General features: G+C 65.7%; 10 protein-coding genes and 1 pseudogene. 10 read left to right on the top strand and 1 reads right to left on the bottom strand.

What is annotated here, in order from left to right; all coding sequences use genetic code 11:
* The first annotated feature begins 35 nt into the window (after positions 1 to 35).
* The 10 genes and pseudogenes from WBV89_RS03990 (at position 36) to WBV89_RS03945 (ending at position 10,135) form a co-directional block, all read left to right on the top strand.
* Positions 36 to 731 carry a NuoI/complex I 23 kDa subunit family protein gene (locus WBV89_RS03990; protein WP_423980047.1) on the top strand — a complete coding sequence of 232 codons (696 nt, stop codon included), beginning with the start codon at positions 36 to 38 and terminating at the stop codon, positions 729 to 731.
* Positions 728 to 1,303: an NADH-quinone oxidoreductase subunit J gene (locus WBV89_RS03985; RefSeq protein WP_423980046.1), complete on the top strand. Its 576-nt coding sequence runs from the start codon at positions 728 to 730 to the stop codon at positions 1,301 to 1,303. Before WBV89_RS03990 ends, WBV89_RS03985 begins: the two co-directional genes overlap by 4 nt.
* Positions 1,300 to 1,611 (top strand): NADH-quinone oxidoreductase subunit NuoK, encoded by a 312-nt coding sequence (nuoK, locus tag WBV89_RS03980; protein ID WP_423980045.1) that lies wholly within the window; start codon positions 1,300 to 1,302, stop codon positions 1,609 to 1,611. Before WBV89_RS03985 ends, nuoK begins: the two co-directional genes overlap by 4 nt.
* Before the next feature lie 7 nt (positions 1,612 to 1,618).
* Positions 1,619 to 3,574, top strand: coding sequence for an NADH-quinone oxidoreductase subunit L (gene nuoL / locus WBV89_RS03975; RefSeq protein WP_423980044.1), 1,956 nt, complete (start codon positions 1,619 to 1,621; stop codon positions 3,572 to 3,574).
* The gene (locus WBV89_RS03970; RefSeq protein WP_423980043.1) at positions 3,574 to 5,232 is read left to right on the top strand and encodes an NADH-quinone oxidoreductase subunit M; all 1,659 of its coding nucleotides are present in this window, start codon (positions 3,574 to 3,576) and stop codon (positions 5,230 to 5,232) included. The genes nuoL and WBV89_RS03970 overlap by 1 nt, the downstream gene beginning before the upstream one ends.
* Positions 5,232 to 6,770, top strand: coding sequence for an NADH-quinone oxidoreductase subunit N (locus tag WBV89_RS03965; RefSeq protein ID WP_423980042.1), 1,539 nt, complete (start codon positions 5,232 to 5,234; stop codon positions 6,768 to 6,770). Before WBV89_RS03970 ends, WBV89_RS03965 begins: the two co-directional genes overlap by 1 nt.
* A gap of 38 nt (positions 6,771 to 6,808) precedes the next feature.
* Positions 6,809 to 7,330: a glycine cleavage system protein R gene (locus WBV89_RS03960; protein WP_423980041.1), complete on the top strand. Its 522-nt coding sequence runs from the start codon at positions 6,809 to 6,811 to the stop codon at positions 7,328 to 7,330.
* A gap of 420 nt (positions 7,331 to 7,750) precedes the next feature.
* Positions 7,751 to 8,308: pseudogene (locus WBV89_RS03955) on the top strand (peroxiredoxin family protein); the annotation flags it as partial.
* Entirely contained in the window at positions 8,308 to 8,691 is a 384-nt protein-coding gene (locus WBV89_RS03950; RefSeq protein WP_423980040.1) for a nuclear transport factor 2 family protein, read from the top strand. The pseudogene WBV89_RS03955 and the gene WBV89_RS03950, both read left to right, overlap by 1 nt.
* 19 nt (positions 8,692 to 8,710) lie before the next feature.
* Positions 8,711 to 10,135, top strand: a complete 1,425-nt coding sequence (locus tag WBV89_RS03945; RefSeq protein ID WP_423980039.1) for a methyltransferase domain-containing protein — start codon at positions 8,711 to 8,713, stop codon at positions 10,133 to 10,135.
* Here the strand turns inward: WBV89_RS03945 and WBV89_RS03940 are convergent.
* Positions 10,098 to 10,283 (bottom strand): AMP-binding enzyme (locus WBV89_RS03940; protein WP_423980038.1); only part of this gene is annotated, 186 nt, incomplete at its 5' end. The genes WBV89_RS03945 and WBV89_RS03940 overlap by 38 nt on opposite strands.

Raw genomic sequence — 10,283 nt, 5'->3', positions numbered from 1 at the left:
CGTCGCAACCGAGAGACCGAAGGGGCTGCGTACTGATGTGTTATCTAGAAGGCTTCGGCGTCACGATTCGTCAGCACCGCCTGTTCGGCGGCAAGCGCGTGACCACCGAATATTCCGGCGGACGTTATGCCCGCAAGCATGGTCGTGGCAGCGACCCCGACGTTGCCGACGACGAAAAGATCCCGAAGCCCGAGCGGCTTCACGGTCGCCACGTGCTCAACCGGTACGAGGACGGGATGGAGAAGTGCATCGGCTGTGAGTTGTGCGCGGGTGTGTGCCCGGCCAACTGCATCCACGTGCGCGGCGCCGACAACGACCCCGTCAACCCGACGTCGCCCGGCGAGCGTTTCGGCTGGATCTACGAGATCAACTATCTCCGCTGCATCCACTGCGACCTGTGCGTCGAGGCGTGCCCGACCGAGGCGATCACGGAATCGAAGCTGTTCGAGTTCTCGTTCACGAATCGCAAGGACGCGATCTACACCAAGACCGAGCTCGTCGTCGACGACGACGGCAAGCCCCAGGTCCTCCCGTGGGAGGACTGGCGCGACGGCGACGACGACAACACGTCGGGCTGGATGCGCGCGACGTCGCCGTCCGGTGACGCAACCTTCGAGGGCGCCGTGGGGTGGAGCAACGAACTCGGCCACGGAACCCGCGCCCCCGAGGTCCCCCATCCCGAACGAGATGCGTCGCGAGTCGACCCGTCAGTCAGAACCGTCGAACGATGAACGCGACGTTCCTCGAATACGTCGTCTTCTTCGTGGCGTCGCTGATGATGCTCGGTGGGGCGATCGGCGTGGTCACGCTGAAGAACCCGGTGCACTCCGCACTCGGACTCGTCCTCACCCTGTTCGGCGTCGCCGTGCAGTTCGTCGCCCAGGAAGCACACTTCCTCGCCGCCGTGCAGGTGATCGTCTACGCCGGCGCCATCGTCGTGCTGTTCCTGTTCGTGATCATGCTGCTCGGCGTCGACCGCACCGTCGACCTGTCGGTCGAACCGATCAAGATCCAGCGTCCGCTCGCCGCCGTGATGGCCCTCGGTCTGGTCGGTCTGATCACCGCCGCCGTGCTGCAGGCCGGCGACGCGATCGGCTCGCTCAACCCGGGCACCGGAATCGACCTCGCGACGGTCGAGGATCCGGACAGCAACATCCAGCAGCTCGCGCAGAACCTCTACAACGATCACGTGCTCGCCTTCGAGCTCACCTCGGTGCTGCTGATCGTCGCCGTCGCCGGAACCGTGCTGATGACCCGCAAGTGGCCACGTCAGTCCGAACAGCGCGGGGAGGCCGACCGATGATCGCCGCCATCGAACCCACGTGGTATCTGATCGTCGCATCGATGCTGTTCGCGATCGGGGCCTTCGGCCTGCTCGTGCGCAACAACCCACTCGTGATGTTCATGTGCATCGAGCTGATGCTGAACGCCGCGAACCTCACCTTCGTCGCGATGGCGACGTCGCTGGGGGACATCAACGGACAGACCGCGGTCTTCTTCGTCCTCGTGGTCGCGGCGGCCGAAGTGGTCGTCGGACTGGGCATCCTGGTGTCGATCCTGCGCCGCCGACCCGGCGCCACCGCCGACGATCTCTCCGAGTTGAAGGGCTGACGCCGCCATGGTTGAACTCGTCTGGCTGATTCCCGCGTTCCCGCTGTTCGGGTTCCTCACGATCCTGCTGTTCGGTCGCAAGCTCGGCGAGCCCCTCGCCGGTCTGTTCGCGACGGCGATGGTCGGTCTCAGCTTCATCGTCTCCGCGCTGATCTACTTCGACCTGCTCGGCATGGATTCCGCCGAGCGATCGCACACCGAGACGTTGTTCTCGTGGGTGCCGGTCGGTCAGCTGCAGGTCGACCTCGGTTTCCTCGTCGATCCGCTGTCGATCACCATGTGCCTGTTCGTCACCGGGATCGGCATGTTGATCCACCTGTACTCGATCGGGTACATGCACGGTGACCCGAAGTTCTCGAAGTTCTTCCTCTACCTGAACCTGTTCATCCTCTCGATGACGATGCTGGTGCTGGGATCGAACCTGCTGGTCACGTTCCTCGGCTGGGAGGGTGTGGGAACCTGCTCGTACTTCCTGATCGCCTTCTGGCACACCAAGGATGCGAACGCGTCGGCCGGCAAGAAGGCCTTCGTTACGAACCGTGTCGGCGACTTCGGCGTGATGCTCGCGATGTTCCTCGCGTTCGGTGCGGTCGGCTCGCTCGACTACGTGGTGATCAACGATTCCGCGCTCGCCGGGACGCTGACCACCGCAACGGCCACCGGGATCGCTGCGCTGCTGTTCCTCGGCGCGGTCGGCAAGTCCGCTCAGCTGCCGCTCTACGTGTGGCTGCCCGACGCGATGGCCGGCCCGACGCCCGTGTCGGCGCTCATCCACGCGGCCACGATGGTCACCGCTGGTGTGTTCCTGATGGTGCGCATCAACCCGGTGCTCGGAGCCGCCGGCGACTGGGTCCCGACGATGATCGCCTGGGTCGGTGTGATCACGGCGCTCTTCGCGGCAACGATCGCGCTCGCCCAGAACGACATCAAGAAGGTCCTCGCCTACTCGACGGTCAGCCAGCTCGGGTACATGTTCCTCGCGGTCGGTACCGGCGCGTACGTCGCGGCGATCTTCCACATGATCACGCACGCCATGTTCAAGGCGCTGCTGTTCCTCGGTTCCGGCTCGGTCATCCACGGGATGCACGACGAACAGGACATGCGCAAGATGGGCAAGCTCGCCAAGCTGATGCCGATCACGGCGTCGACGTTCATCGTCGGTTGGCTCGCGATCGCGGGCGTCCCGCCGTTTGCCGGATTCTGGTCGAAGGACGAGATCCTGCTCTTCGCCGCCGCCGACAACTGGGTGCTCTACGCGCTCGGCATCGTCACCGCCATCCTCACCGCGTTCTACATGACCCGCCAGGTCATCATGACGTTCTTCGGCGAGGCGCACTGGCACGACAACGCCGACGAGCACGAGGCCCACGGCGACTTCAAGCCGCACGAATCCCCGTCGTTCATGCTGATCCCCCTCGTGGTGCTCGCCGGGCTCTCGATCCTCGCCGGGATCGTCCAACTCCCATCGCTCGGATTCATCCCCGACGGGTGGGAACACGCACTGCTCGACTGGCTGCATCCCGTCGTCGAGTTCGGCCCGATCGCCGAGGAACGCGGCATCGGCGAAGCGGTGATCACCGGGACCACCGCCGCCGACATGCAGGTCGCGTTGATGTTCATCGCGATCGGCTGTGCGCTGCTCGGCATCATCGGCGGCTGGCTGGTGTACCAGAAGCGCAAGGTCCGCCCGTTCGAGCCCGAGCTGTTCCGCGACGGGTGGCGCTACGACGCCGCGCTCGCCTGGTTCATGGGCAATCCCGGTCGCGAGGCCTTCCAGGCCGTTGCCGACGGCGATCAGAAGGTGATCGACGGAGCGGTGAACGGCGTGGCGACGGTCGTCCGTGTGTCCGCGGGTGAAGCACGCAAGGGTCAGACCGGCTACGTGCGGCAATACGCCGGGGTGATCGGCATCGGTGTCGTCTTGCTCCTCGGCTGGTTCGTGGTGATTCGAGGAATTCTGTGATGTTGGCTGCTGAAGCGACCCACGCGGCCTCCGGAGCGTTCCCGCTCCTGACGGCGATGATCGTCGTGCCGATGGTGGGTGCCGTCGCGATCCTGTTCACGCAGCGATCGCGCCCCGAGTTCGCGAAACTGCTCGCCCTTCTGTTCTCCGTCACCACCGGTGCGATGGCGCTGTGGATGCTCAAGGAGTTCGACCGGAGCGCCGACGGGTTCCAGTTCGTGTCCGAGCACCCGTGGATCGAGGACTGGGGGATTGGTTGGCACCTCGGTGTCGACGGAATCTCGCTGTTCCTGGTCGTGTTGACCGCGGTGCTCTTCCCGCTCGCGATCGTCGGCATCGACCCACACCACGACGAGAAGCCATATCTCGCGTGGCTGTTGATGCTCGAGGCCGGCGTCATCGGCTCCTTCCTCTCACTCGACCTGTTCCTCTTCTTCCTGTTCTTCGAGATCGTCCTCGTCCCGATGTACTTCCTGATCGGCGGCTGGGGCTACGAGAAGCGCGAGTACGCCGCGACGAAGTTCTACCTGTTCACGTTCCTCGGCTCGGCGTTCATGCTGGTGTCGCTGATCGCGACGGCGATGCTCGCCCGTCAGGACCTCGGCTACCTCACGTTCGATCTCGTCGCGATCGCCGAAGGCTCGAACTTCGCGGCGTCGACCGGTCGATGGTTGTTCTTCGGTTTCGCGATCGCCTTCGCGGTGAAGGTCCCGATCTTCCCGCTGCACACGTGGCTGCCCGACGCACACACGCAGGCACCGACCGCCGGTTCGGTCGTGCTGGCCGGCGTGATGCTCAAGCTCGGCACGTACGGCTTCCTCCGTTTCGGTCTGTACCTGTTCCCCGAGGCGTCCGTGTGGAGCCGACCGCTGTGGCTCACGCTCGCCGTGATCGGAATCATCTACGGCGCGATCGTCGCGACGATGCAGACCGACCTGAAACGGTTGGTCGCGTACTCGTCGATCGCCCACCTCGGCTTCATCGTGCTCGGCACGTTCGCCTTCACGTCACAGGCCATCTCCGGTTCGGTCCTGCAGATGGTCAACCACGGCGTCTCGACCGGCGCGCTGTTCCTGCTCGTCGGCATGATCTACGAGCGTCGCAAGACGCGTCAGATCTCGGAACTGAACGGCCTGCAGAAGGTCGCCCCGATCTTCGCGGCGGGGTTCATGGTCGTGATGCTGTCGTCGATCGGGGTGCCCGGTCTCAACGGGTTCATCGGCGAATATCTCATCCTGCTCGGCTCGTTCCAGACCGCCCGTTGGTGGACGGTCGTCGCGACTGCCGGTGTGATCCTCGCCGCGCTCTACCTGCTCTGGGCGTACCAGCGGGTGTTCCACGGCGAGCCCGACGAGGACAACAAGACCTTCCCCGAGCTGCGGTTCAAGGAAGGGCTCGTCCTGATCCCGTTCCTGGTCGCGATCGTGTTCGTCGGCGTGTACCCGAAGCCGCTCCTCGACCGCATCGAGCCGAGCGTCGACCGTCTACTCGTCCACGTCGCCGACAACACCGACATCGACATCGACCCCGACTACACCTCGCAGCGCGGTGAGTTCGAGGTCGAACACGGTGACGAAGCCGACCACGGCGAAGAAGCTGAACACGGCGACGAAGCCGAGCACGGCGACGACGCCGGCGACGAGGAAGGTGAGGGCTGATGAACCTCCTGGCTCACACCCCGAACCTGGCGCAGATCGAACCGACCCAGCGGATCCCGGCCGACACCGAGATCTGGTGGTTCGCCCTCTCACCGCTGCTCGTCCTCGTCGGCGGCGCGCTGCTGCTGATTGTCGTCGGCGCGCTGACGCCGAAGTGGCCGCGCGGCCTCTACGCATTCGGATCGGCACTGATCGCCGGAACGGCTGGCGTCCTCGCGATCGTCAACTGGGACGACATCTCGGACAACGGTCCGGCAACGCTGGTCCACGGTGCACTGGCGTTCGACACGTTCGCGATGTGGTCGACGATCACGATCTGCGGCGCCGTCGTCCTCGTATCGATGTTGGCCGACGAATACCTCCGCGGCACACCGAACGACGGCCCCGAGATCTACGCGCTGCTCCTGGTCGCGGCCGCCGGCGGCATCGTGATGGCCTCGGCGAACGACCTGATCGTGCTGTTCCTCGGCCTCGAGACGTTGTCCCTGGCGTTCTACGTCCTCGCCGCGTCGAATCGTCGCAGCGACGCATCGGCCGAGTCGGGCCTGAAGTACTTCCTGCTCGGAGGGTTCGCGTCGGCGTTCTTCCTGTACGGCATCGCGCTCGTCTACGGCGCCACCGGCTCGACGAACATCGGTGAGATGGTCGCGTCGGTCGCGAGCCGTGGCGACAGCGGTAACGACACGCTCGCCCTCGCCGGAATTGCGCTCCTGATCGTCGGACTCGGTTTCAAGGTCGCGGCGGCCCCGTTCCACATCTGGGCTCCCGACGTGTACCAGGGCGCGCCGACACCGGTCACCGCCTTCATGGCGTCGGCGGGCAAGGCGGCTGCGTTCGGCGCGATGATCCGGGTGCTGATCGCCGGTCTGCCGTCGTTCCGCGACGACTGGCAGCCGATCATCTGGATCCTCGCCGTCCTGTCGCTCGTGGTCGGTTCGTTCCTCGCCGTCGTCCAGCGCAACGTCAAGCGGATGCTCGCCTACTCGTCGGTGAGCCATGCCGGCTTCATCCTCGTCGGTGTCGAAGCGGCCGCGCACACCGCCGGTCAAGCAGATTCCGGCATGGGGATCTCGTCGGTTCAGCTCTACCTGCTGCTGTACATGGTGATCGTGATCGGTTCGTTCGGCGTGGTCGCGGTCGTCGCCCGCGATGCCGACGCAGACCTGTCGGTGTTCAACGGCCTCGCCAAGCGCAAGCCGCTACTCGCCGGTGCGTTCACAATCTTCCTGCTCGCGCAGGCGGGTGTCCCGTTCACGTCGGGGTTCATCGCGAAGTTCGGTGTCATCCAGGCCGGCGTCAGCGTCGACAGCTACGGGCTCGCACTGATCGCGATGATCTCGGCGGTCATCGCAGCGTTCCTGTACCTGCGGATCATGGTCAGCATGTGGCAACACGAGGGCGACGAGAATGCCCCGGCGATCCGGATTCCGGTCGGTGCCGCAATCGCGATCGGGTTCGCCGCGCTGTTCACGGTGGTCGCCGGGCTCTACCCGTCGCTGCTGATCGACTGGTCCGACGCGATCACCCTCGTTCGCTGACGAGGAGCCGGTTGCGGCGGGCGATGTAGCCTGCGCGGATGGGGACGTTGGTGTTGACGGTGATCGGCGACGATCGCTCCGGTCTGGTCGAGGCGGTCGCCGGCGTCGTCGCCCGCCACGGTGGCAGCTGGGACCGCAGCAGCATGGCCCGATTGGGTGCGAAGTTCGCCGGCATCGTCGAGGTCAGCATCGGGGACCGACTCGTCGACTCGTTGATCGCGGACCTCGAACCGTTGTCATCACAGGGACTGCTCGACATCGGCGTCGAGGACGCTTCCGAGACGACCCCGTCGATCGATGCGGAGTTCCTCTCCCTGCACCTGATCGGTCAGGACCGCCCCGGCATCGTCCACGAGATCTCGCGAGCGCTCGCCGAGCGCGGGGTCAGCATCGACGAACTCACCACCGCGTCGACCAGCGCTCCGATGTCGGGTGAGGTGCTGTTCGAGGCGACCGCCACGCTCCGCGCCCCGCTCGATCTCGATCGGGACGACCTCTCCGCGGCCCTCGAGGATCTCGCCAACGAGCTGATGGTCGACATCGACCTCTCCGCCGACTGACTGCACATCGGTGCCAGGCACCAACGTGCATCTTTGTGGCGGTTCGCTCGGGACTGCGTACGTCGTCCGCCGAGTGGTGCGTCGAGGCGGGCGATGAGGGTCGTCGGTGCCTTCTGCCGGTCGGCGTCCTCGAGCAGGTCGGCGAGATCGGACTCGGCGACGTCGGCCAGGCGGGATTCTCGATCGCTCCACATCCGACAGAACGACTACTGCCGCACCTTCAGCGCCGGTGTTCCGTATGGCGTGTCGACGATCACGTCCGGAAGTTCGAGCCCGATGCGGATGACGTCGCCGAACGTTGCCATGATCGACATCATGACCGAAGCAGCAAACGTGTACGCGCCGTTCCTCGAACTCCGTCGAGGCGGTGGAGCGATCGTGCTGCTCACCTACCGCGGAGACTGGTGACCGTACTGCTGTGGCCAACTCGTGAAGTTGGCATTGTCGAATGACCGCATCCACCGTTCCGGCGCCGAGGTGATCGCCGTGAGCGTCGACTCCGAGGAGCGGAATGCAGCGATGTTCCAGCGCTGGCCGACGCCGCACGTCCGCTACGTCAGCGACCCGGGTGGCGAGACCTACCTCCAGGCGATCGACATGTTCGATCCGGCCGATCGCGACGGCATCGCGCTGCCCGGTCTGTTCGTGATCGATCGGGACGGCAACGAGGTGTTCGGCTACCGCGGACGCGACTTCGCCGATCGAACCCACGACGACGACGTGCTGGACGCGCTCGAAGAACTGGGGTTGGCCCCGATCGATCCGCCCGCCGGCGGTCCCGTGATCGACGGCGTCGATGTCGAGCAGAAGGGTGCGTTCGCGCCGAAGTCGTTCGGTCCCTACTTCATGGGGAACAAGTTCGGTGCGCTCGCCATCGGCATGCGCGCCGACGGTGACGAGGCGAAGAGCCTCGCCCGCGAACACCGCATGATGGCCGACTCGATGCTCGATGCCTGGAAGCAGGTGAACGCCCGCTGATGACGGTGATCGATGACGTCCTCGCCGTCAACGACGCCTTCTACGCGGCGCACGAGTTGCGCGACATCGACGCGATGCGTGAGGTGTGGGAGCACGCCGCGCGAGTCGTGTGCGTGCATCCGGGCTGGCCGATCCTGCGCGGCTGGGAGCTGGTCGAGGGGTCGTGGGCGCAGATCTTCGCGGGCGCCGGGCGGACTCAGTTCATCCTCACCAACCAGTCGATCGACGTCGGCGAGGACCTCGCGTGGGTGACGTTGGAGGAGAACCTGGTCGATCGCGGCGAGACACACGCGATCGCGGCGACGAACATCTTCGCCCTGACCGCCGACGGCTGGCGGATGATCGCACACCAGGGATCACCCGTGATGGCTGTCCTCGGCTGAGCGACCTATCGTCGTGTCGATGGTCGACTCAATCGGTGGCGACGACTCGCAGTTCGTCTCTTCGACGGGTGAGGGTCTCGCTGCGCAGTTCGACGCCGATCCAGCGTCCGTCGCAGCGATGTACGACGACTGGGTCGTCACTCGCTACGACGCCGATCTGGTCGAATGGGGCTACGAGGCACCGGCACGGATCGTCGCGCTGGTCGTCGAACTTCTCGATTCCGGCGATGGCGATGGCGAGGGCTCGGTGCTCGACGCCGGGTGCGGGTCGGGCCTCGTGGGTGTCGAGCTGAACCGTCGGGGACTCACCGGCATCGTGGGCGGGGACTTCTCGGCCGCCTCGGTCGAGGTGGCGCGTTCGCGCGGCGTCTACCACGAGGTCGTCGAACTCGACCTGAACGCACCGCTCGCCTTCGACGACGGACGGTTCGTGGCCGTCGTCAGCGTCGGAGTGTTCTCGTACCTGACCGACTCCGAGGCGACGATTCGTGAGCTGCTGCGCGTGGTGGAGCCCGGCGGATGGGTGTGCTTCACGCAGCGAACCGATCTGTGGGACGACCGCGACTTCTCGGGTCTGCTCCGGGGCCTGGAGGACGAGGGTGTCTGTGCCGTGAACATCTCGCAGCCGCAGCCGAATCTTCCGGGCCACCCCGAGTTCGGTGACGAGATCCGTGTCTTCGACGTCACCCTGACCAAACCCGCCACCGACGGAGAATGCACGTCGGTGCCTGGCACCGACGTGCATTCTCGCAGCGACCGAAACGAGCACCCGATGAGATCATTCGGTATTCCCGACGACATCCAGCAGTACGTGGTCGATCATCTCGACGCGGATCCGGTCGCCGCGCGGCTGGGTGCGACGACACGCGAACGATTCGGCGACCTCGCGGGGATGAACATCGGTGAGGACCAGGGTCGGTTCATGCAGATGCTCGTCGAGATGACCGGGGCGCGCACGATCGTCGAGGTCGGCACGTTCACCGGAATGTCGGCGCTCTGGCTGGCGCGAGGTCTGCCGGTCGATGGACGCCTGATCTGCTTCGATCTCGTCGACACCTATGTCGAGACCGCGACCGACGCGTGGACCGAGGCCGGCGTGGCGGATCGGATCGAGATGCGGATCGGCCCGGCCGCCGACGGACTCGCCGAACTTCCGCTCGAACCGCACATCGACCTGGCGTTCGTCGACGCCGACAAGGTCGGCTACCGGAACTACCTCGACCTGTTGCTGCCGCGGATGACCGCGACCGGGGCGATTCTCGTCGACAACGTCCTGTGGTCGGGTCGGATCATCGACGCCGACGCGACCGACGACAGCACGGTCGCGCTCCGCGAGTTCAACGACCACGTCGCCGAACGCGACGACTGCGACGGCGTGATCCTCACCGTCGGCGACGGGGTCACCCTCATCCGGCCCAGTACGGCGCGCGCAGCTCGCGCTTGAGGATCTTGCCCGAGCCGGTCTTGGGCAACTCGTCCATCCAGTCGATCGAGCGCGGGATCTTGTAGTTCGCGAGGTGGGCGCGGGCGTGCACGTCGACCGCAGCATCGTCGAGGTCGCTCCCCGGTCGACGGACGATGACCGCGTGGAC

The organism is Ilumatobacter sp., from assembly GCF_049588435.1.
Classification (GTDB): domain Bacteria; phylum Actinomycetota; class Acidimicrobiia; order Acidimicrobiales; family Ilumatobacteraceae; genus Ilumatobacter_A.
Note: the sequence above shows the minus strand (reverse complement) of the source record. Positions and strands in the feature narration are given on the sequence as shown.

Excerpts from the sequence above, each read along its gene's own strand:
- nuoL (WP_423980044.1), top strand. The coding sequence starts at position 1,619 with ATGGTTGAACTCGTCTGGCTGATTCCCGCGTTCCCGCTGTTCGGGTTC.
- WBV89_RS03990 (WP_423980047.1), top strand. The coding sequence starts at position 36 with ATGTGTTATCTAGAAGGCTTCGGCGTCACGATTCGTCAGCACCGCCTG.
- WBV89_RS03985 (WP_423980046.1), top strand. The coding sequence starts at position 728 with ATGAACGCGACGTTCCTCGAATACGTCGTCTTCTTCGTGGCGTCGCTG.
- WBV89_RS03970 (WP_423980043.1), top strand. The coding sequence starts at position 3,574 with ATGTTGGCTGCTGAAGCGACCCACGCGGCCTCCGGAGCGTTCCCGCTC.
- WBV89_RS03965 (WP_423980042.1), top strand. The coding sequence starts at position 5,232 with ATGAACCTCCTGGCTCACACCCCGAACCTGGCGCAGATCGAACCGACC.
- nuoK (WP_423980045.1), top strand. The coding sequence starts at position 1,300 with ATGATCGCCGCCATCGAACCCACGTGGTATCTGATCGTCGCATCGATG.
- WBV89_RS03950 (WP_423980040.1), top strand. The coding sequence starts at position 8,308 with ATGACGGTGATCGATGACGTCCTCGCCGTCAACGACGCCTTCTACGCG.
- WBV89_RS03960 (WP_423980041.1), top strand. The coding sequence starts at position 6,809 with ATGGGGACGTTGGTGTTGACGGTGATCGGCGACGATCGCTCCGGTCTG.
- WBV89_RS03945 (WP_423980039.1), top strand. The coding sequence starts at position 8,711 with ATGGTCGACTCAATCGGTGGCGACGACTCGCAGTTCGTCTCTTCGACG.